This is a genomic window from Lysobacter tyrosinilyticus (genome assembly GCF_054779815.1).
In genome coordinates, this window is record NZ_BAAGXN010000001.1 from 296130 (window position 1) to 317798 (window position 21669).

At 66.7% G+C, this 21669-nt stretch carries 15 protein-coding genes; 9 read left to right on the forward strand and 6 right to left on the reverse strand.

Features of this window, described 5'->3' with window-relative positions; genetic code table 11:
• Positions 1 to 163: 163 nt before the first annotated feature.
• On the reverse strand, positions 164 to 4660 hold the full coding sequence (gltB, locus tag ACYVGK_RS01310) for a glutamate synthase large subunit (RefSeq protein WP_460731424.1): 4497 nt from the start codon (positions 4658 to 4660) through the stop codon (positions 164 to 166).
• A 519-nt stretch (positions 4661 to 5179) separates the two neighbouring features.
• Here gltB and ACYVGK_RS01315 point away from each other — a divergent pair.
• Together ACYVGK_RS01315 and ACYVGK_RS01320 are read left to right on the forward strand one after the other, a co-directional pair.
• Positions 5180 to 6439 (forward strand): TCR/Tet family MFS transporter, encoded by a 1260-nt coding sequence (locus ACYVGK_RS01315; RefSeq protein ID WP_460732414.1) that lies wholly within the window; start codon positions 5180 to 5182, stop codon positions 6437 to 6439.
• 167 nt (positions 6440 to 6606) lie between these two features.
• Positions 6607 to 6840, forward strand: a complete 234-nt coding sequence (locus tag ACYVGK_RS01320) for a hypothetical protein (RefSeq protein ID WP_460731425.1) — start codon at positions 6607 to 6609, stop codon at positions 6838 to 6840.
• A 23-nt stretch (positions 6841 to 6863) separates the two neighbouring features.
• Here ACYVGK_RS01320 and ACYVGK_RS01325 read toward each other — a convergent pair whose 3' ends face one another.
• The 3 genes from ACYVGK_RS01325 to ACYVGK_RS01335 all read right to left on the reverse strand — a co-directional run bounded on the left by ACYVGK_RS01325 (position 6864) and on the right by ACYVGK_RS01335 (position 8310).
• Positions 6864 to 7298, reverse strand: coding sequence for a barstar family protein (locus tag ACYVGK_RS01325; protein ID WP_460731426.1), 435 nt, complete (start codon positions 7296 to 7298; stop codon positions 6864 to 6866).
• Positions 7298 to 7765 (reverse strand): guanyl-specific ribonuclease, encoded by a 468-nt coding sequence (locus tag ACYVGK_RS01330; RefSeq protein WP_460731427.1) that lies wholly within the window; start codon positions 7763 to 7765, stop codon positions 7298 to 7300. The genes ACYVGK_RS01325 and ACYVGK_RS01330 overlap by 1 nt, the downstream gene beginning before the upstream one ends.
• A gap of 167 nt (positions 7766 to 7932) precedes the next feature.
• Positions 7933 to 8310, reverse strand: a complete 378-nt coding sequence (locus tag ACYVGK_RS01335) for an I78 family peptidase inhibitor (protein ID WP_460731428.1) — start codon at positions 8308 to 8310, stop codon at positions 7933 to 7935.
• A gap of 224 nt (positions 8311 to 8534) precedes the next feature.
• Here ACYVGK_RS01335 and ACYVGK_RS01340 point away from each other — a divergent pair, with 224 nt between their 5' ends.
• The 4 genes from ACYVGK_RS01340 to ACYVGK_RS01355 all read left to right on the forward strand — a co-directional run bounded on the left by ACYVGK_RS01340 (position 8535) and on the right by ACYVGK_RS01355 (position 12145).
• Complete coding sequence (locus ACYVGK_RS01340) at positions 8535 to 10430, forward strand: M61 family metallopeptidase (protein ID WP_460731429.1); 1896 nt, start codon at positions 8535 to 8537, stop codon at positions 10428 to 10430.
• A gap of 86 nt (positions 10431 to 10516) precedes the next feature.
• Complete coding sequence (locus tag ACYVGK_RS01345; RefSeq protein ID WP_460731430.1) at positions 10517 to 10726, forward strand: hypothetical protein; 210 nt, start codon at positions 10517 to 10519, stop codon at positions 10724 to 10726.
• A 104-nt stretch (positions 10727 to 10830) separates the two neighbouring features.
• Positions 10831 to 11433 carry a DUF938 domain-containing protein gene (locus ACYVGK_RS01350; protein WP_460731431.1) on the forward strand — a complete coding sequence of 201 codons (603 nt, stop codon included), beginning with the start codon at positions 10831 to 10833 and terminating at the stop codon, positions 11431 to 11433.
• A gap of 52 nt (positions 11434 to 11485) precedes the next feature.
• Entirely contained in the window at positions 11486 to 12145 is a 660-nt protein-coding gene (locus ACYVGK_RS01355) for a class I SAM-dependent methyltransferase (RefSeq protein ID WP_460731432.1), read from the forward strand.
• 331 nt (positions 12146 to 12476) lie between these two features.
• On the opposite strand, the gene ACYVGK_RS01360 is transcribed toward ACYVGK_RS01355, so the two are convergent.
• Complete coding sequence (locus tag ACYVGK_RS01360; protein WP_460731433.1) at positions 12477 to 16187, reverse strand: indolepyruvate ferredoxin oxidoreductase family protein; 3711 nt, start codon at positions 16185 to 16187, stop codon at positions 12477 to 12479.
• A 247-nt stretch (positions 16188 to 16434) separates the two neighbouring features.
• A complete protein-coding gene (locus ACYVGK_RS01365; protein WP_460731434.1) occupies positions 16435 to 17178 on the reverse strand; it encodes a GntR family transcriptional regulator in 744 nt (247 codons plus the stop codon).
• 106 nt (positions 17179 to 17284) lie between these two features.
• Between ACYVGK_RS01365 and zwf the strand changes: the two genes are divergently transcribed.
• Genes zwf through edd form a run of 3 tightly spaced genes read left to right on the forward strand, consistent with a single transcriptional unit; the run spans position 17285 to position 21421 of the window.
• Positions 17285 to 18787: a glucose-6-phosphate dehydrogenase gene (gene zwf / locus ACYVGK_RS01370; RefSeq protein WP_460731435.1), complete on the forward strand. Its 1503-nt coding sequence runs from the start codon at positions 17285 to 17287 to the stop codon at positions 18785 to 18787.
• Complete coding sequence (pgl, locus tag ACYVGK_RS01375; protein ID WP_460731436.1) at positions 18771 to 19598, forward strand: 6-phosphogluconolactonase; 828 nt, start codon at positions 18771 to 18773, stop codon at positions 19596 to 19598. The genes zwf and pgl overlap by 17 nt, the downstream gene beginning before the upstream one ends.
• Complete coding sequence (edd, locus tag ACYVGK_RS01380) at positions 19595 to 21421, forward strand: phosphogluconate dehydratase (protein WP_460731437.1); 1827 nt, start codon at positions 19595 to 19597, stop codon at positions 21419 to 21421. Before pgl ends, edd begins: the two co-directional genes overlap by 4 nt.
• The last annotated feature ends 248 nt before the right edge of the window (positions 21422 to 21669 follow it).

Genomic DNA, 21669 nt, shown 5'->3' on the forward strand with positions numbered 1-21669 from the left:
CATGGTCCGACCCGGCCCTCCGGTTTCGTCATTCCCGCGAAAGCGGGAACCCAGTGACTCTGCTTCTGCCCTTCGATCTCTCCGACGTAGCGAAGAAAAGACGCTGGGTTCCCGCTTTCGCGGGAATGACGAGCAAGAACAGAGGCGATACGGCTCGTCGCGTTCATGCCGCCCTCCTGAGATTCTCGGCCAGCGCTTCCAGACTCGCCGCCTTCGGCTTCACCAGCCAGAACTTGCCGAGGAAGTCGCGCATCTCCTCGACGATGCGCTGCGACCACGCGCTGCCGGTGTGCTGCACATGAGCGAGCAGCAGATCGCGCAGATGCGAACGGTAGTTCTCCATGCCGTCCTCGGTGATGCGCTGGATATCGATCAGTTCGTGGTTGTAGTGATCGACGAAGTCGCGTTCCAGATCGAGCACGTAGGCCAGGCCCCCGGTGAAGCCGGCGCCGAAGTTGAGCCCGGTGCGGCCGAGCACCGTGATCACGCCGCCGGTCATGTATTCGCAGCAATGGTCGCCGGCGCCTTCCACCACCGCGATCGCGCCGGAGTTGCGCACGCCGAAGCGCTCGCCGGCGCGACCCGCGGCGTACAGCTCGCCGCCGGTGGCGCCGTACAGGCAGGTGTTGCCGAGGATCGGTGCGTGCCGCGTTTCGTAACGCGCCGCGCGCGACGACTTCAACACGATGCGGCCGCCGGCCATGCCCTTGCCGACGTAGTCGTTGGCCTCGCCGGTGAGTTCGAACTGCAGGCCGCCGGCCTGGAACGCGCCGAAGCTCTGCCCGGCGACGCCGGTGAAGCGCACCGTGATTGGCGCATCGCTCATGCCGCGGTCGCCGTGGGCGCGCGCGATGCGGCCGGACAGGCGCGCGCCGATGCTGCGGTCGGTGTTGCGGATGGCGTAGGCGTAGTCGCCGCCGCGCTTGTACGTAATCGCGTCGATGAGGTCGGCGTCGAGCTGCGCGGCCAGGCCGGCTGCCTCCGCGGCCGGTGCCGGCGCGCCGCAATGGCCGCCATGTGCGAGACCGTCATGAGCGAGCAGCGGAGCGAGATCGGGATGCCGTTGGCGCGCGTTGTCGTTGTCGAATTGTTCGAGCAGATCGACCCGCCCGACGATTTCGCCCAGCGAGCGCACGCCCAGCTGCGCCAACCATTGCCGCACTTCCTCCGCGAGCAGGCGGAAGAAGTTCTCCACGCGCTCGGGCAGGCCGGTGAAGTGGTTGCGACGCAGCGCATCGTCCTGCGTAGCCACGCCGGTGGCGCAGTTGTTGAGGTGACAGATGCGCAGGTACTTGCAGCCCAGCGCGATCATCGGCGCGGTGCCGAAGCCGAAGCTTTCCGCGCCAAGCAGCGCGGCCTTGACCACATCCAGGCCACTCTTCAAGCCGCCGTCGGTCTGCACGATCACGCGTTCGCGCAGGCCGTTGGCAAGTAGCGCCTGTCTCGCTTCGGAGAGCCCCAGTTCCCATGGCGTGCCGGCGTAACGGATCGACGAGAGCGGACTCGCACCGGTACCGCCGTCGTGACCGGAGATCGTGACCAGGTCCGCGCCGGCCTTGACCACGCCGGTGGCGATCGTGCCGACGCCCGCATGCGAAACCAGCTTCACCGAGATCAGTGCCTGCGGATTCACCTGGCGCAGATCGAAGATCAGCTGCGCGAGGTCCTCGATCGAATAGATGTCGTGATGCGGCGGCGGCGAAATCAGACCGATACCGGGCATCGCGTAACGCAGCCGCGCGATCAGTTCGTTGACCTTGTGTCCGGGCAGCTGCCCGCCTTCGCCGGGCTTGGCGCCCTGCGCGATCTTGATCTGCAGCACTTCGGCGTTGACCAGGTACTCGGGGGTGACGCCGAAGCGCCCCGAGGCGATCTGCTTGATCTTCGAGACCTTGTCGCTGCGGTAGCGCGCGGGATCCTCGCCGCCTTCACCGGAATTGCTGCGCCCGCCCAGGCGATTCATCGCGATCGCCAGGGCCTCGTGCGCTTCCGGCGAGAGCGCGCCCAGCGACATCGCGGCGGTGTCGAAGCGGCGCACGATGGCTTCGATCGGCTCGACTTCATCGAGTGGAATCGGAGTAGCAGCGGCCTTCAACCGCAACAGGTCGCGCAACGCCGCCGCGGGCCGTTCATTCACCACATCGGCATAGCGCTGCCAGTCGCGCGCCTCGCCGGTGGCGACCGCGCGCTGCAACGACGTGACCACATCCGGATTGAACAGATGGTATTCGCCGCCCGGCAGATACTTCAGCAGGCCACCAATCTCGGGCAGCGCATTGGCATTCCACGCGTGATCGGCGAGGTGCTGCGCATCGGCCTGCAACGCGTCGAATCCGGCGCCGTCCAAGCGCGCGGCGGTGCCGGCGAAACACAGCTCCACGACGTCGCGATCCAGCCCGATGATCTCGAACAGCTGCGCGCCGCGATAACTGCCGACGGTGGCGATGCCCATCTTCGACAGGATCTTGAGCAGGCCCTTCTTCACCCCACGCCGGTAGCTGCGGCCGATCTGCGCGACTTCGCCGTGCTTGGTCTTGAGGATGCCGCGCACGCCCAGGTCGTGCAGGGTCTGGTAGGCGAGGTAGGGGTAGACCGCGGTCGCGCCGCAACCGATCAGGCAGGCGAAGTGGTGCGGGTCGCGCGCGGTGCCGGTTTCGATCACCAGGTTGGCGCTGCAGCGCAGGCCGACGCGGATCAGGTGGTGGTGCACCGCGCCGGTGGCGAGCAATGCATGCAGCATCAAGCGTCCGGGTTGCGGATAGCGGTCGCTCAGCAGCAGGAAGATCGCACCGTCGCGCACGGCCTGCTCGGCCTGCGCGCAGACGCGGCGCAGCGCCGCTTCCAGGCCTTCGGCCGTGTCGAAGTTGAGATCGATCAGCGCGTGCGCGTCGGCGAAGGGCTCCATCGCCAACAACTGGCGCAGCTTGCGCTGCGACAGCACCGGCGAATTGAGCATCACGTGATGCACGGCCGCGGCGCCACGGTCGTTGTCCACGCCGTCGTCGAAGATGTTGCCTTCCCGGCCCAGCTGCGTGACCAGCGACATCACGCAGTCCTCGCGCAGCGGGTCGATCGGCGGATTCGTCACCTGCGCGAAGGCCTGGCGGAAGCAGTCGTACAGCGGCCGCACCTGCTGCGACAGCACCGCCATCGGCACGTCGTCGCCCATCGAGCCGACTGCTTCCTGTTCGGTCTCCGCGAGCGGACGCAGCACCTGCTCGCGCTCCTCGCGCGTGAGCTGGAACAGCTTCTGGAAGCGGGTCAGCGTCTCGTGGTCGAACGGCTCGGCGGCGAGATGAGGATCGATCAGTTCGCTGTGCAGATAGGTCATGCCCTGCTTGAGCCAGCGCTTGTACGGCGCACGTGCGCGGTTGATCGCGTCGATCGCCTCGCTGTCGAGCACCACGCCGTCGTGCAGGTCGGCGGCGATCATCTCGCCGGGACCGAGCTTGCCCTTGGCTTCGACGTTCGCCTCGTCGAGGTCGAACACGCCGGCTTCCGAGGCGATCATGAAATGCCGGTCGAACGTTTTCACCCAGCGCGCCGGACGCAGGCCGTTGCGGTCGAGCGTGCAGGCCGCATAGCGCGCATCGGTAGTGACGATGCCGGCCGGGCCGTCCCAGGGTTCGGAATTGATCGCGTAGTAGTCGTAGAACGCGGCGAGATCGGCGTCCCGGTATTCCAGCGACTGCGTTGCCGGCGGAATCAGCACGCGCATCGCCTTGAGCAAATCCCAACCGCCGGCCTGCAGCAGCTCGAGCATGTTGTCGAGCGATTGCGAGTCCGAGCCGTCGGTGGTGATCACCGGATCGAACTCGCGCAGATCGAGGTCCTTGGTGCGCCAGGCCTGCGCGCGCGCCTGCGCCCAGGCGCGGTTGCCGGAGATGGTGTTGATTTCGCCGTTGTGCGCGAGCAGGCGGAACGGCTGCGCCAGCGGCCAGCGCGGCGCCGAGTTGGTGGAGAAGCGCTGGTGGAACACGACCGCGCTGCTGGCCAGTTCGGTGCGTTGCAGGTCGGGATAGAACTGAGTGAGGCGCTCGGGCAGAACCATGCCCTTGTAGCCGATCGCGTGCGCCGACAGCGAGACGACGTAGAAGTCCTGCGCGTCGCGCAGGCGCTGTTCGGCGCGGCGCCGGGCGAGATACAGCGCGTGCTGGAAGCGTTGCGGCGTGGGCCGCGCGCCATCGATATCGAGCGCGGGCACCACGAACAACTGTTCGATACGCGGCATCGACGCGCGCGCGCGTTCGCCGCAGGCGCTCACATCGACCGGCACCAAGCGCCAGCCGGCAGCGGCGAGCTGCACTTCGCGCAGCGCAGCGGCCATGGTGTCGCGCGCATGCTGCGCGGCGACTGCGTCGTGCGGCAGGAACACTAGACCCGCGGCGTACAGCTGGCCGAGCGTGATCTTCGCTTCGGCGGCCAGGGCGCGCAGCCAGGCATCGGGCTTGCGGATCAGCACGCCGCAGCCGTCGCCGCTGAGGCCGTCGGCGGCGACGCCGCCGCGATGGGTCATCCGCACCAGTGCCGCGATCGCGCGTTTCACCAGTGCAGCGGAGGGGACATCGTCGAGCTGCGCGATGAGGCCGAAACCACAGGCATCGCGCTCGTCGCGCGGGTCGTACAAACCTTGCGGGCCCGGTGCGGGGCTGGAGTCCATGGGCATTCCTCGGTCGTTATCGGTAGAACCGGGTGAAGCGTGGGGTGGACGGCGCGAAGCAAAGGCGTGGGGCGGCGGTGCGAGATGTCCGTATCGGTGTTTCGGTAGGGTGTTTTCTCGAATTGCAGGGACAAGCCGCCGCGGTTCGCTCACGCGATCCGGCCGGCCTGAATCCCTTGGATGGCCCGAATAAAGCATGTTTTGTGCGCCGCCGCAAATGAGTTTTTGCGCGGGTAAGTAGTTGAAAATGAAACTGTTTCTAGAGCGAATGCTTCAAGCGAAGCAGCCATCGCCCCGATGAAGAAACCCCTCGCCCCGCTTGCGGGGAGAGGGACAGCGTTGCGTAGCAACGCAGGGTGAGGGGACGTAAGAAGCGAAAAGCGCCCCTCATCCGCCCTTCGGGCACCTTCTCCCCGCAGCGCGGGGAGAAGGGCAAGTTCCGGCGATGCAGTGCGTCAGCCGCAAGCCGCACGTCTCAGGCGCTGCAACACCCGCACGCTAAACTCCCCTTCGCACTTCATCGAACCGACCCCCGTGACCGACACCCCCACCGGCGCGCGCAAAGCGGCGCTGATCTTCATTTTCGTCACCGTCCTGATCGACGTCCTCGCGTTTGGACTGATCATTCCGGTGTTGCCGTTGCTGGTGAAGCAGTTCGCCGGTGGCGACACCATCAGCGCCGCGCACTGGATCGGGGTGTTCGGTGTTCTGTTCTCCGCGATCCAGTTCGTGTGCGCCCCGTTCCAGGGCGCGCTTTCGGACCGCTTCGGGCGCCGTCCGGTGATCCTGCTGTCGTGCCTCGGCCTCGGCGTCGACTTCATCTTCATGGCGCTCGCGCCGTCGATGTCGTGGCTGCTGGTCGGGCGCGTGATCTCGGCGATCTTCTCCGCGAGTTTCTCGACCGCGAACGCCTATATCGCCGACGTCACCGCGCCGGAAAAGCGCGCGCAGGCATTCGGCATGCTCGGCGCGGCGTTCGGCCTGGGTTTCATCATCGGTCCGGTGATGGGCGGGCTGCTGAGCGAAGTCGATCTGCGCTTCCCGTTCTGGGGCGCGGCGTTCCTGGCGTTGTGCAATTTCGTCTACGGCTGGTTCGTGCTGCCCGAATCGCATCCGCGCGAACATCGCTCGCCGACGTTCGACTGGCGCCACGCCAATCCGCTGGGTTCGCTCAAGCTGCTGCGCAGCTATCCGCAGATCTGGGGCTTGGCCGCGGTGGTGTTCCTGATCAACCTCGCCCACTTCGTGTATCCGAACATCTTCGTGCTGTTTGCCGACTACCGGTACCAGTGGCATCCCAAACAGGTCGGCATGGTGCTCGGCGTGGTTGGCGTGTGCGGCGTGATCGTGCAGGCCGGCCTGGTGAAGCACGCTGTCGCAGCGTGGGGCGAACGCCGCGCGCTGCTGTTCGGACTGTGTGCGGGCATCGTCGGCTTCACGATCTACGGCTGGGCGCCGACCGGCATGCTGTTCTTGATGGGCATTCCGATCATGGCGTTCTGGGGCTTCGCGATGCCTTCGACCCAGGCGCTCATCACCCGGCAGGTGGATCGCAGCGTGCAGGGCCGCGTGCAGGGTGCGTTGAGCAGTCTGATGAGCCTGGCCGGCATCCTCGCGCCGACGTTCTACACCAGCGTCTTCGCCTGGTTCATCAGCAAGAACGCGCCGGCGCAGCAGCCGGGCGCGCCGTTCTGGGCCGCGGGCCTGCTGCTGGTGGTGGCGCTGGGCATGGCGTGGCGCTTCGCGCGCGCGCCGCAGGCGGTGCCGCAGCCGGCCTAGCTTTTGCTTTGTAGAGCCGAGCTTGCTCGGCTGCTTTCTTCGCCGATCTACGGGAAGTCAAAAGCAGCCGAGCAAGCTCGGCTCTACAAGGACGAGCTGCCCTGGATAACGCGCGGCTCACGGCCCTGGCGCGACACTGCCCGCTCCCTCGCAAGCAGGAGCGCGCCATGGCCCGTTGCGACGTCTGCGGCAACGACTACGACAAGGCCTTCACTCTCGAGGGCCCGCGCGGTCGCGGCACCTTCGATTCGTTCGAATGCGCGATCCATGCATTGGCCCCGGTCTGCGCGCATTGCGGCTGCCGGATCATCGGCCACGGTTGCGAACACGACGGCCGCTTCTATTGCTGCGCGCACTGCGCGCGCGAAGCGGGCGTGCGGGGCATGGACGATCGCGTTTGAGTGCGCGCAATCGCGCACCGCGCTCAGATCACCAGCTTGTCCAGCTGTTCCGGCGGCAGCAGCATCACCGACCAGAACGGCACGCCCTGTTCGCCCCACACCACCGCGGCTTCGTTGAGGATGTCGAGCAGGGTGGCGAAATTGTCGTCGTCGGCCTGCCGCCAGGTGTCGATGTGTTCGATCAGCAGCAGGTAGCCGTCGGCGCGGGCCCACGACAGGTCGCCGATGCTGTCGGCAAGCGCGTCGAAATTGCCGCCGAACCAGCTCGGGAACTGCAGTTCCCTGGCGAAGCGCCGCAGCACTTCCTCCTTGTCGGCACAGCCGGCTAGGTCGACATGCACGACCCGGAAGTCCAGGGCGCGTGCGGCATCCGCCAGCGAACTGTTTTCGCGCATGTCGACGAAATAGGCGCCGCCCTGCGCGGGATCGGCCAGTACCTCACGGACGTCGAGCGCCATCACGGCGACACCTCGAAATGCTGGAAGCTGCGGTAATGATCATCCGTGTACCAGTAATCTTCCGGCGGTGCGCCACCGGTGATGATGCGGCGCGCGCCGCGGTCGGGTGAGCCCGGCGTCGCCACCGTGTACTCGTGGTAGTAGCCGCGCGGTTGCATGGGCAGGCGGCGCTCGCGGTTCTGGAACACGCTGCCGTCCTGCCGGTACGCGAACGGGCCGCCACGGGCGATGCGCTGCAGGACCTCATGCGCTTCGGCGGGCAGGAAGGCGGGATAGCGGGTAGCCGGATGGTCCGCTTCTGCATGCGTGGGCGCCGCGGCTGGCGTCCCGGCATTGGTCGCCACGGAAACCGGCGAGGGCTCGGACGGGACGGGCGCTGGCGTGGGTGCGGACGCACGCGGCTGCATCCACAGCCACAGGCTGAGGGCTACTACCAGCGCAACAATGATCCAGACGGGACGCCGCATGCGCCTTACTCATGCAAATGCGATGCCAGCCTCGAAATGCCTCCGGAAGGCCGTCCTGACGCGAGAGTCGGGACGGACTGCGGACCGGGTCGCAACGGCGGCGGGATCGGCGGGGCAGGTTTCGCCCTAGCCCCGCCGCGTTCCGCCGCGAACTTGGACGTTATGCGTCACCCACACCTGACGTTGGTGACGATGTTGTTGGCGTCGATGTCGACGTTGAGGCGGTTGCCGTTGAATTCCATCGTCATTGCCTGGCCTGGCTTGAGCGTGCGGACCGAGTCGGCGGTGGCGGCGCTTCGCGCCTGCTCGACCGCAGTGCTGGTCGCGGCCTGGCCGACAAAGCTGCGCGCGGCCTCGGCGTTGCAGGACACGGCCGAGTTGGTGGTGGTGTTCGCGGCCGGGGCGGCCATGGACGCGGTGGTGTCGGCGGAGGCGGTATCGGCGGCCGAGCTCATGCCGGACGAACCCGATTCGCTGGTGGTGGCGCAGGCGCTCAGCGCCAGCAGCAGGACGGCGGTCAGTGGGAAGAGAGGACGGCGATGCATCGGAGGACTCCTGCAGGGGGGAGCCGGCAGTCTTGCACTGCGTCCGTGTGGTTCGGGTAAAGCGGCCGCTGTCCGCCCGCATTCAGTTGCTTCGTGCGCCATCGACGCGCGCGGATGTGACCGGACGCACGCTCCCGACCGCATTGGCATGTGCCATGCCGAATGGCAGGGGGCCGTGCCTGCGCTGGTGGGCCAGGATGCCCGGCTAGTCACAGGGGAAATGCATGATCCGTAGTCCGCTGGCGCTGTTGCCGCTCGCTCTTGCCGCCGCCATCCCGTCCGCCTGGGCCGAGGTCCCACCGCCGCAGGATGTGCCCTACGCGCCAGGCGCGATCCGGGTCGACGTCGATGCCACCAATCTCGCCCAGCGCATCTATCGCGTCCGCGAAACCCTGCCGGTGCAGGCCGGCGAACTGGTGCTGCTGTATCCGCAGTGGCTGCCCGGCAACCACGCGCCGCGCGGCCCGATCGAGAAGCTGGCCGGCCTGACCCTGACCGCGAATGGCCAGAAGCTGGCCTGGAAGCGCGATCCGGCGAACGTCTACGCCTTCCACGTCACCGTGCCCGCTGGCGTACAGACCCTGGTCGCCGACTACCAGCTGCTGACCCCGACCGACGGCGTCCAGGGCGGTGTGGCGATGGCGCCGAACATGCTCAACCTGAAGTGGAACACCGTGCTGCTCTATCCGGCGGGCCACAACGCCGACCGCATCGCCTTCGATGCCAGCGTGACCTATCCCAGGGGCTGGCAGGCGGCGACCGCACTCGATGTCGCACGCAAGGACGGCGACACGGTGCATTACCGCACCGTGCCGCTCGACATCCTGATCGATTCGCCGGTATTCGCCGGCCGCTATTTCAAGCAGTTCGATCTCGCGCCGGGCGCCAAGGTGCCGGTGCGCCTGAACGTCGTTGCCGACACCGAAAAGCAGCTCGACGCCAAACCCGAGCACGTCGCCCAGCACGTCGAACTCGCGCGCCAGGCGCTGAAGCTCTACGGCGCGCAGCACTACGACCACTACGACTTCCTGTTCTCGCTATCCGAGCAGCTCGGCGGTAACGGCCTCGAGCACCAGCGCTCCAGCGAGAATGGCGTGGGCACCGGCTACTTCAAGGACTGGGACCAGAAGGTCGGCAGCACCGATCTGCTCGCGCACGAATTCACCCACTCCTGGAACGGCAAGTACCGTCGCGGCGCCGATCTCGCCACGCCGAATTTCAACGTGCCCATGCAGGACAGTCTGCTCTGGGTGTACGAAGGCCAGACCCAGTACTGGGGCAACGTACTCACCGCGCGCTCCGGCCTGCGTCCGATCGACGCGGCGCGTGATGCGCTGGCGATGACCGCGGCGACCTATACCGACAACCGTCCGGGTCTGGGGTGGCGCAACGTGCAGGACACCACCAACGATCCGATCATCACTCCGCGCACGCCCAAGTCCTATCGCAGCTGGCAGACGAGCGAGGACTACTACAGCGGCGGCCTGATGATCTGGCTGGAAGCCGACGCACTGATCCGCGCGCGCAGCGGGGGACACAAGTCGCTGGACGACTTCGCGCGTGCCTTCTTCGGCGTCGGCGATGGCGAATGGAAGACGCCGCGCACCTACACCTTCGATGACGTGGTCGCCACGCTCAATGGCATCGTCGCGCACGACTGGGCCACCTTCCTGCGCGATCGCCTCGACGGCAAGGCGCCGCTCACCGGTGGCATCGCAGCCAGCGGCTGGAAGCTGGTGTACCAGGACACGCCGAGCGCATACGCCAAGGCACAAGCGAAGGACAACGGCACGGTCGACTTCATCTATTCGCTGGGCCTGAGCCTGGGCAACGACGGCCGGGTCAGCGACGTGCGTTGGGACAGCCCCGCCTTCAACGCCGGCATCGGCAGCGGCGCCACGCTGGTCGCGGTCAACGACCTCGAATACAGCAAGGACGCGTTGGCCGATGCGATCACCGCGGCCAAGAACGAGAAGGCGCCGATCCGGCTGATGCTCAAGGAGTTCGACCGTTACCGCACGGTGGCGATCGATTACCACGACGGCCTGCGCTACCCGCACCTGGAGCGGATCAAGGGCGCGCCGGATTACCTCACGCCGATCTTCAGCCCGCGCAAGTAGGCAGCGGCGATCTCACAATCCCGTCGGGGTGTCCGCAGTAGAGTCGATGTACACGCGGACACCCCGCTCCGCGACGGGAGCCGGCCATGGCCCACACGGTGACGTTCAATGTCCCGGAGCGTTCGCTGGGTCGCGAGGACATCGAGTTCGTGGTGATGCGCGACGGCCTGCGTTTCGGCACGTTGCTGGTGTCGAAGGGCGCGGTGGAGTGGCGACCGACCAACAAGGTGTATCGGCGGCGGCTGCGCTGGGAGCGGTTCGACCAGCTGATGCGCGAGAGCGGGCGGCCGGTGTAGGGCGGGTCTCGACCCGCAATTCGCTGCGCCAATCCGCCACCACGTTCCCGTGCTTCGCGAATCGAAGTAACGTGCGGTGGGTCAAGACCCGCCCTACAAGAACCGTGACCGACAAACCCTTCGCCCCTGCCTGCGAGCGCAATCGCGATCCGATCCTGGCCGTGTTGCGCGAGCACTTTTCCGATCGCCGTTCGGTGCTGGAAATCGGCAGCGGCACCGGTCAACACGCCGTGCATTTCGCCGCGGCGATGCCGTGGTTGAGTTGGCAGTGCGCCGATCGGGCGGAGAATCTGCCGGGCATCCGGATGTGGCTGGACGAAGCCGGGCTCGCGAATACGCCGGCCCCGATCGAACTCGATGTACGCGATGCGTGGCCGGCTGACCGGTACGACGCAGTGTTCAGCGCCAACACCTTGCACATCATGGGCTGGCCGGAAGTGGAAACATTCTTTGCCGGTGTCGAACGCGTGCTGGCGAGTGCCACGGATGTCGGCGGCGTACTGGCGGTGTACGGACCGTTCAATTACGCCGGCGCGTATACCAGCGACAGTAATCGCGACTTCGACGGGTGGCTGAAGGCGCGCGATCCGGTGTCCGGGATTCGCGACTTCGAAGCCGTCGATGCGCTCGCCCGCGGCATCGGCCTGCGTCTGGTCGCCGATGTGGCGATGCCCGCGAACAACCGCACGCTGCTGTGGCGGCGATAATGCGCTGAAGGGGCCCGCCGCCTCTCATTCCTCTGCCGGAGAACAAGGACGTATGACGAACCTGAGCGCCGAAGTCGAAGCCGGCCAGGCCATTTACACGAAGCGGACTCTCGGTCTGTACGACTTCGTGGTGCACGGCGTGTCCAACCGCTTCTTGTGGAAGTGTCCGACGCAACGGCTGGAGCAGCTCTATAACGATCATGTCAGCGCCAATCACCTCGACGTTGGCGTCGGCACGGGACTGTTTCTCGACCGCTGCCGCTTCCCGTCGCCATCGCCGCGCGTTGCGCTGATGGATCTCAATGCCGACACGCTGCAGTACGCGGCGCATCGGATCGCGCGGTATCGGCCGGAAAGCTACCGGCGCAACGTGCTGGAACCGATTGCGCTGGACGCGCCGAAGTTCGATTCGGTGGGACTGTGTTACCTGCTGCACTGCGTTCCGGGATCCATCGCGGAGAAGGCGGTGGTGTTCGATCACCTCAAGGCGTTGATGAATCCCGGCGCCGTATTGTTCGGCGCGACGCTGCTGCAGGGTGGTGTGACGCGCAACCTGGGCGCGCAGCGATTGATGGAGGCCTACAACCGCAAGGGCGTGTTCTGCAATCGCGAGGATGATCTGGAGGGGTTGCGGCGCGCGCTGGCGCAGCGGTTCAGCGAGGTTTCGGTGGAGGTGGTGGGGTGTGCGGCGTTGTTTGTGGCGCGTGTTTGAGTCGCCGCGACCTGCAGCGACCGCGCGCCATCGCATGAGCTCGCCGCTCTGACTTGTCCCTCGCCCCGCTTGCGGGGAGAGGGTGCCCGAAGGGCGGGTGAGGGGGAGCGAGCGTAGCGAGCTGCTGTTGCTGTTGTCTCTCTTATCGCTGCCAGCAAAGCAAGGCACCTCGCTGCGCTCGCTCCCCCTCATCCGCCCTGCGGGCACCTTCTCCCCGCAAGCGGGGAGAAGGAAGGGCACGGCGCAGCGCAGAGATGAGGGAAAAGAAAAAGCCCCGCCGAAGCGGGGCTTTTCATCAATGCGCGACAACGTTAACGCGTAACAACCGCGATCAAGCCACCTTCACAATCCGCAGCGGGTTGTCCCATTCCTTCAGCAGCTCGGCCTCGCGCGTCTTGGCCTTGTGCAAGTGGTCTTCCTTGACGTGGCCGTAGCCGCGGATGTGTTCCGGAATGCTGGCGATTTCCGCCGCCAGATCGACATTGCCGCGATCCAGCTTGCCGAGCAGGCCTTCCACCGTCTTGAAGTAATCGACGATCAGCTGGCGCTCCATCTTGCGCTCCTCGGTGCGGCCGAAGATGTCGAAGGCGGTGCCGCGCAGCTTGCGGAACTTCGCCACCCACTTGAACGCGGTGAACACCCACGGGCCGTACTCGCCCTTGATCAGATGGCCTTCCGCATCCTTCTTCGCCAGCAGCGGCGGAGCGAGGTGGAACTTGAGCTTGTAGTCGCCGTCGAACTGCTGGGCCAGCTTCTTCTGGAAATCGCCGCTGGTGTACAGGCGCGCGACTTCGTACTCGTCCTTGTACGCCATCAGCTTGAACGCGTAACGCGCGACGGCTTCAGTCAAGTCGTTCGAACCCGCGGCCTTCTTCTCCTCGGCCTCGCGCACCTTGGCCACGAAGTCGCTGTAGCGCTTGGCGTAGGCGGCGTCCTGGTAGTCGGTGAGGAAGGTGATGCGACGCGCGATCAGCTCGTCGAGCGAACGCGACAGGCGCGCGTCGTCGAGCGGCAGGAACGCGACGTTGTCGCCGTTGCTGGCATGCGCCGGCACGTGACGCAGCTCGTCGCTGTCGCGGGTCTTGAGCGGTGCGGCATTCGCGCCCCACTCGTGGCCTTCCCACTCGCCGGCCTTGAGCATCGGCAGTTCGTGCGGGGTGGCTTCGGCCGCGGTCGGCGCGTTGCGGATCAGGCCCGCGGCTTCGGCGACGGCGGTCGGATCGATCGCGGCGAGGCGGCCCCAGGCAAACGCGGTCTTGTTCATTTCGATCGCGGCGCCGTTGAGTTCGATCGCGCGCATCAGCGAATCGAACGCGATCGGCACCAGGCCCTTCTGCCACGAGTAGCCGAGGATGAACAGGTTGGTCGCGATCGCATCGCCGAGCAGGCCGGTGGCGAGCTGGGTGGCGTCGACGATGGACAGCTTCTCGCCGGCCTGTTCGTCGTTGCCCATCGCCTTGCGGATCGCGGCGACGATATCGGTGGCCGGGAACTGCATGTCCGGACGCGTGGTGAACGTGCCGGGCATTGCTTCGTAGCTGTTGAGTACGACGTTGGTGCGGCCGGTGCGGACCTTCGACAGGACCCAGTAGTCGTTCACCACCACCATGTCGCAGCCGAGCACCAGGTCGGCTTCACCGGCGGCGATGCGCACCGCGTGGATGTCCTGCGGGGTCTTGGCGATGCGGATGTGCGTGGTGACGGCGCCGCCCTTCTGCGCCAGACCGGTCTGGTCGAGCACGGTCGAACCCTTGCCTTCGAGGTGCCCGGCCATGCCGAGCAGCGCACCGATGGTGACCACGCCGGTGCCGCCCACGCCGGTGAGCAGGATGTTCCAGGGCTGTTCGAGCGACGGCATCACCGGCATCGGCAGATCGGCGAGGCGATCCTTGGCCGAGGAGCCCTTCTTCTTCTTCAGCGAGCCGCCTTCGACGGTGACGAAGCTCGGGCAGAAGCCGTTGACGCAGCTGTAGTCCTTGTTGCAGTTGGACTGGTCGATCTCGCGCTTGCGGCCGAATTCGGTTTCCTTCGGCAGCACCGACACGCAGAACGACTTCTTGCCGCAATCGCCGCAGCCTTCGCACACGAGGCTGTTCACCATCACGCGCTTCTGCGGATCGACCATCTTGCCGCGCTTGCGGCGACGACGCTTCTCGGTGGCGCAGGTCTGATCAAAGATCAGCACCGACACGCCCTTGATCTCGCGCAGGCGCTTCTGCACCGCGTCGAGTTCCTTGCGGTCGTAGAACTCCACGTCGCTCGGGAACAGCTCGCGCTTGTTCCACTTGGTGATGTCGTCGGACAGCAGCACGATGGTGTGCACGCCTTCCGAGCGCACCTGGTGCGCGATCTGCGGCACGGTCAGCGTGCCGTCGACCGGCTGGCCGCCGGTCATCGCGACCGCGTCGTTGTAGAGGATCTTGTAGGTGATGTTGACGCCGGCGGCGACCGACTGGCGTATCGCCAGCGAACCGCTATGGAAATACGTGCCGTCGCCGAGGTTCTGGAACACGTGCGGCGTGTCGGTGAACGCCGCCTGGCCCGCCCAGGTCACGCCTTCGCCGCCCATGTGGGTGAAGGTGTCGGTCTTGCGGTCCATCCAGGTCACCATGTAATGGCAACCGATACCGCCGAGCGCGCGCGAACCGTCCGGCACCACCGTCGAGGTGTTGTGCGGGCAGCCCGAGCAGTAATGCGGCACGCGCGGGAACTGCGCGCGCGGCAGGGCGAGTTCGGATTCCTTCTCGGCCATCCAGCGCAGCACGTTCTCGATGTGCTCGGAGTTGTGGAAGCGCTGGATGCGCTTGGCGATGACGCCGGCGATGCGCGCCGGGGTGAGTTCGCCGGTCGACGGCAGGATCCATTCGCCGGATTCGTCGTACTTGCCGACGATCGACGGACGCTGGCCACCGTCCCAGTTGTACATCGATTCCTTCATCTGGCTTTCGATGAAGGCGTGCTTCTCTTCCACGACCACGATGTCCTGCAGGCCGCGCGCGAAGTTGCGCAGGCCGACCGGTTCCAGCGGCCAGGTCATGCCGACCTTGTACACGCGGATGCCCAGATCGGCGCAGGCGCGCGCGTCGAGGCCGAGGTATTCCAGCGCCTGCAGCACGTCGAGGTAGGACTTGCCGGTGGTGATGATGCCCAGACGCGCGTTCGGCGAATCGATCACCAGACGGTCGATCTTGTTCGCACGCGCGAACGCCTGCGCGGCCTTCACCGCGTACTGGTGCAGGCGCATTTCCTGGTTCAGCGGCGGATCCGGCCAGCGGATGTTGAGGCCACCTTCGGGCATCTCGAAATCGGTCGGGATGACGATGTCGAGCGCGAGCGGATTGACGTCGACCGACGCCGACGACTCCACCGTTTCCGCGATCGTTTTGAAGCCGACCCAACGGCCGGTGTAACGCGACATGGCCCAGCCGATCAGGCCCATGTCCATGATGTCCTGCACGCCGGCCGGGTTGAGCACCGGCATCATCGCGCTGACGAATTCGTGTTCCGAGCCGTGCGGCAGCGTCGAAGAACGGCAGGCATGGTCGTCGGCCGCGAGCGCGAGCACGCCACCGAGCTTGCCGGTGCCGGCGGCGTTGGCGTGCTTGAACACGTCACCGCAGCGATCCACGCCCGGACCCTTGCCGTACCACATGCCGTACACGCCATCGACCTTGGCACCCGGGAACAGGTTGGTCTGCTGCGAACCCCACACCATCGTCGCGCCGAGGTCTTCGTTGAGACCCGGGGTGAACTTCACGCCGGCGTTTTCCAGATGCTTCTTCGCGCGCCACAGCTCCATGTCGAAGCCGCCGAGCGGCGAGCCGCGGTAACCGGAGATGAAGCCCGCGGTGTTGAGACCGGCGGCCTGGTCGCGCAGGCGCTGCATCAGCGGCAGACGCACCAGCGCCTGCACGCCGCTCAGATAGATGCGGCCTTCGACGCGGCTGTACTTGTGGTCCAGCGTGTAGTCGGGATCGACCACCGAGTTGGTGAGCGAAGTGTTGGCCGAGGAAGGCGAACTGAGTTCGGCGGTGCTGGTCATGCGTGGCTCCGGCGCGGCGGGGGCCGCGGAGTGGCTAGCGGTGCGCGCGGTATTACGCCTCACGACCGGGGAGGGCGTCGCGAGGAAGTACCGAACGAGGATTCACAAATTGTAGCAGTCCGCGCGGGTCCACCCGCGGTTTCGGGCTTATGCCGATTCTCCGTGCGGTGGCGTGTGTTGCGGCGATGTGCGGCGCGCGCATGTGACAAGGCTACGCCGCTGCGGCCGCGATGGCGGATCTTTTCGCCTATTCCCGGTGCAGTTCGGCGACGAAGTCGTAGGCATCGCCGCGGTAGAACGAACGGGTGAATTCGACCACCCGGCCGTCTTCGAGGAAGGTCCGGCGTTCGATGAACAGGCCCGGGCTGCCTTCGGGCAGCTGCATCAGCCGCGCCTGTTCGGCGTCGAAGGCGATCGCGCGAAGGCGCTGCAACGCGCGGGCGGGGCGGATACCGCGTTCGGCGAAGGCTTCGTACAGCGAATTGCCGACTTCGGCCGGGTCGACCAGCACCGTCTGCGGCACGGCCGTGCGTTCCAGCGCCAGCGGCTGGTTGCCGGCGGTGCGCAGCCGGTAGTAGCGCACCACCTGCGTGCCCGGCGAGACATTCAGGCCCATCGCTTCTTCTGGGGTGACCTCGCCGACGCCGCGCTCCAGAAACACCGACTGCGGATCGAGCCCGCGCGCGCGCAGGTCGTCGGTGAAGCTGGTGAGCTTGGAGAACGACTTGACGATGCGTTCGGCGACAAACGTGCCGGCGCCATGGCGCTGCAGCAGCAGGCCGTCGGCGACCAGGCCGGCGATGGCCTTGCGCACGGTGACCCGCGACAGGTCCAGCAATTTCCCCAATTCGCGTTCACCCGGCAGGGCCTGGCCCGGGGTGAGCGAGCCGTTCTCGATGGCGTGCTGCAGGGTCCGGCGCAGATGCTGGTAGGCCGGCGCGCGGCGGGCCTCGGCTTGGCGCTGGAACTCGGCGACCAGGTAGCTGTTCATCAAAAAACAATACCAATTGCGGACCACGACCGGCAAATGAATGGGAAGTGGTATGCAAGTGGTATCGACGCTGGTATGGTTCGGTCACTGCCACCGGACCTGCCTCATGACGCTCGTTGTCCCCGTCGGATCCGCCGCCCACCCGGCTCACTCCTCCCCTCTCCCTCCGTTTGACCTGGTGATCTTCGGCGGCTCCGGCGACCTGGCCCTGCGCAAGCTGCTGCCGGCGTTGTTCCATCGCTACCGCGACGGACAGATCGTCGACGGCACGCGCATCGTCGGTATCGCCCGCGACGCACGCAGCGACGAGGCGTATCGGGAGCAGGTCCGCGCGGCGCTGTCCGCTTCGGCCGAGCGCGAGCCCGGCGGCGGCGCCGCGCTGGCAGGCTTTCTCCAGCTGCTGCATTACCTGCGCCTGGACCTGGCCAGTGACGATGGTTGGGCCGAGTTCGCGCAGGACATGCGCCGCGAATCGCGGGTGCGGGTGTTCTATCTCGCGGTCGCGCCGCAGCTGTATGCGAATGCGGCGGAGCAGCTCGCCGCGTGGCAGTTGATCGATGCCGATACCCGCGTGGTGGTGGAAAAGCCGATCGGCACCGACGGCGCCAGCGCCGCTGCGATCAACGACGCACTCGGCAAGGTCTTCGCCGAGCGCCAGATCTTCCGCATCGATCATTACCTGGGCAAGGAAACGGTGCAGAACCTCACCGCGCTGCGCTTCGGCAATGCGCTGTTCGAACCCTTGTGGCGCGCCGAGCACATCGACCACGTGCAAATCACGGTCGCCGAGACGGTGGGCGTAGAAGGGCGCGCGCCGTACTACGACCGCGCCGGTGCATTGCGCGACATGGTGCAGAACCACCTGCTGCAGCTGCTGTGCCTGGTGGCGATGGAACCGCCGACGTCGCTCGATGCCGACGCGATCCGTGACGAGAAACTCAAGGTGCTGCGCGCGCTGCGTCCGATCGATCGCGGCAACGCCAGTCAATTCGTCGTGCGCGGCCAGTACCGCGAAGGCGCCGCCGAAGGCCGCGCGGTGCCGGGTTACGCGGACGAACTCGGCAGCCCCTCCAGCACCGAAACCTTCGTCGCGCTCAAGGCCGAAGTGCGCAGCTGGCGCTGGGCCGGTGTGCCGTTCTACCTACGCACCGGCAAGCGCCTGCCGCAGCGCGAGTCGGAAATCGTCGTCACTTTCCGCCAGGTGCCGCATTCGATCTTCGAAGGCGTTAGCGAACTCGCCCCCAATCGCCTGGTGCTGCGCCTGCAGCCAGACGAGAGCGTGACCATGTGGCTGATGAACAAGGTGCCGGGTCCCGGTGGCCTGCGCCTGCGTCACGTGCCGATGGACCTGAGCTTCGCCGAGGCCTTCGGTGGGCGTCAGGCCGATGCCTATGAGCGCCTGCTGATGGACGTGGTGCGCGGCAACCCGATGCTGTTCATGCGCCGCGACGAAGTCGAAGCCGCGTGGAAGTGGATCGACCCGATCCGCGCCGCGTGGGAAGCCGGCACCGACACGCCCAAGCTCTATACCGCCGGCACCTGGGGCCCGAGCGCGGCGGTGGCGCTGATCGAACGCGACGGCAGGACCTGGCATGAAGACGCGGCGTGAGCATCTGACCGTGATCATGCCTACCCTCCCCGTGTTCGCCGATTCCCGCTACCGCGACAGCGCTACGCTCGCCGCGGCGCTGGCTAGCAATGTCGCCGACGACCTGCGCTGCGCGATCGCGCTGCGCGGCGTCGCCAAGGTGGCGTTCTCCGGAGGCACCACGCCGCAGCGCTTCTTCGCCGCGCTCTCGCAGCAGCAACTCGACTGGTCGCGCGTGCGCGTGCTGCCGGTCGACGAACGCTGGGTGCCACCGGTGCACAAGCGTTCGAATGAACGGCTGCTGCGCGAACATCTGTTCCAGCACGCGGCCGCCGCCGCGCAGTTGTTGCCGCTGTTCCGCCCCGTGGCCACGCCCGAGCGTGCGTTGCAGGCGGTGCTGACTTCCGTCGCACACCAGCTGCCGCTCGATGTCGTGGTGCTGGGCATGGGCGAAGACGGCCATATAGCTTCGTTGTTCCCGGATCTCGATCCGGACCGCCGCGATATCGGATTGCAGCCGGTCGGCCGCGCGCCGGTGCTGGCAGTGCGTAGCGCAAACGCACCGGAGCCGCGCATGAGCCTGACCCTGAGCGCGATCTGCACCGCGCCATCGCTATACCTGCACATCGAAGGCGACGCCAAGCGCCGCGTGTTCGACGCCGCCGTCGCCGACGCGCGCTGCAAATTGCCGATTCGCGCGCTGCTCGCGCGCGCGCCGGTGCCGCCAAGGCTGTTCTGGTGTCCCGACGCCATGCCCGCGCAGGTTGAAGCTCATGGCGGCCATGCCGCGGCGCACGATGCCGTGCCGCAACGGGGAGCAGCCTTGTCATGAGCACGCTGCATCCGGTCATCGCCGACGTCACTGCGGGCATCGTCGAACGCAGCCGCGCACGTCGCGCCGCCTATCTCGCCCGCATCGACGCGGCCGCGGACAGCGGACCGCATCGCCGCACCTTGTCTTGCGGCAACCTCGCCCACGGCTTCGCCGCGTGTACGCCGGACGACAAGGCCGCGCTGCGCAACGGCGTCGCGCCGAACCTGGGTATCGTCACCGCCTACAACGACATGCTCTCGGCGCACCAGCCGTTCGAGCGCTTCCCGTTCCTGCTTCGCAACGCCGCGCGCAGTGTCGGCGCCACCGCCCAAGTCGCCGGCGGTGTGCCGGCGATGTGCGACGGCGTGACCCAGGGCCGCGACGGCATGGAGTTGTCGCTGTTCTCGCGCGAAGTGATCGCGTTGTCCACCGCGATCGCGCTGTCGCACGACATGTTCGACGCCGCGTTGTACCTGGGCGTGTGCGACAAGATCGTGCCCGGGTTGCTGATCGGCGCGCTGAGCTTCGGACATCTGCCCGCCGTATTCGTGCCCGCGGGCCCAATGAGCTCGGGCCTGCCGAATGATGAGAAGTCGCGCGTGCGCCAGCGCTATGCCGAGGGCAAGGCCACGCGCGAGGAACTGCTCGAAGCCGAAGCGCAGAGCTATCACGGCCCTGGCACCTGTACTTTCTACGGCACCGCCAACTCCAATCAGATGCTGATGGAGTTGATGGGCCTGCACCTGCCGGGTGCGAGTTTCGTCGCCCCGAATACGCGTCTGCGCGACGCGCTGACCGCGGAGGCGGCCAAGCGCGCCGCCGCGATCACCGCCCTCGACAACGATTACCGCCCGATCGGTCGACTGATCGACGAACGCAGCATCGTTAACGGCGTGGTCGGCCTGCACGCGACCGGCGGCTCCACCAATCACCTGCTGCATCTGATCGCGATTGCGGCTGCGGCGGGCATCGAGCTGCGTCTGGACGATATCGAGACCTTGTCGCACGCGGTACCGCTGCTGGCGCGCGTGTATCCCAACGGCAGCAGCGATGTGAACCACTTCCATGCGGCCGGCGGCATTGCGTTCGTGATCGGCGAGCTACTCGATGCCGGGTTGCTGCATGGCGATGTGGAAACCGTCGCCGGTCCGGGCCTGGCGCGCTATCGCGTCGAAGCCCGCTTCGACGAGAACCACGGGTTGACCTACGTGCCGGCGATCGGGCGCAGCGACCATCTCTCCGTCCTGCGTCCGGTCGCCGCGCCGTTCCGTGCTGATGGTGGTTTGCGCGTGTTGCGCGGCCCGCTGGGGTCGGCCGCGATCAAGATCTCGGCGGTACCGGAGGATCGCTTCGTGATCGAGGCACCGTGTCGGGTGTTCAGCGATCAGCAGCAGGTAAAGCACGCGTTCGAGCGCGGCGAACTCGATCGCGACCTGGTGGTGGTCGTGCGCTTCCAGGGGCCGCGCGCCAACGGCATGCCGGAATTGCATCAACTCACGCCGCTGTTGTCGGTGTTGCAGAAGAAAGGCCATCGCGTTGCATTGGTCACCGACGGTCGGATGTCGGGCGCGTCGGGACAGGTGCCGGCGGCAATTCATGTCAGCCCGGAGGCGGCCTGCGGCGGGGCGATCGCGAAGCTGCGCGATGGTGATGTGCTGCGGCTGGATGCGAATGCCGGGGCGTTGGACGTGCTGGTTGATAGCGACGAATGGGCGGTGCGCGAAACCGCGAGTGCGGACTTGTCGTCGGGCCAGGTCGGCATGGGCCGCGATCTGTTTGCAGTGTTCCGCAATGCCGCGGTTGCGGCGGATGCGGGTGGAGGGATTTTCAACGTGGCGTAGTCATCACGCCGAGGGCTGCGCTTGCCCTTCTCCCCGCGTGCGGGGAGAAGGTGGCCGCAGGCCGGACGCCCGAAGGAAGCTTCGGACACCCTCTCCCCGTCGCTTCGCGACAGGGAGAGGGACATCAAAAGCGCGCGGACATATCGCAATACACACCAAGCCATCGTGCCGAACGCAGCAGGAGCTGCAACGACTCGGCGAAGGAGCGGAGCAGTCTCCTCGCTGCGTTCGGCACGACGACTTGATAA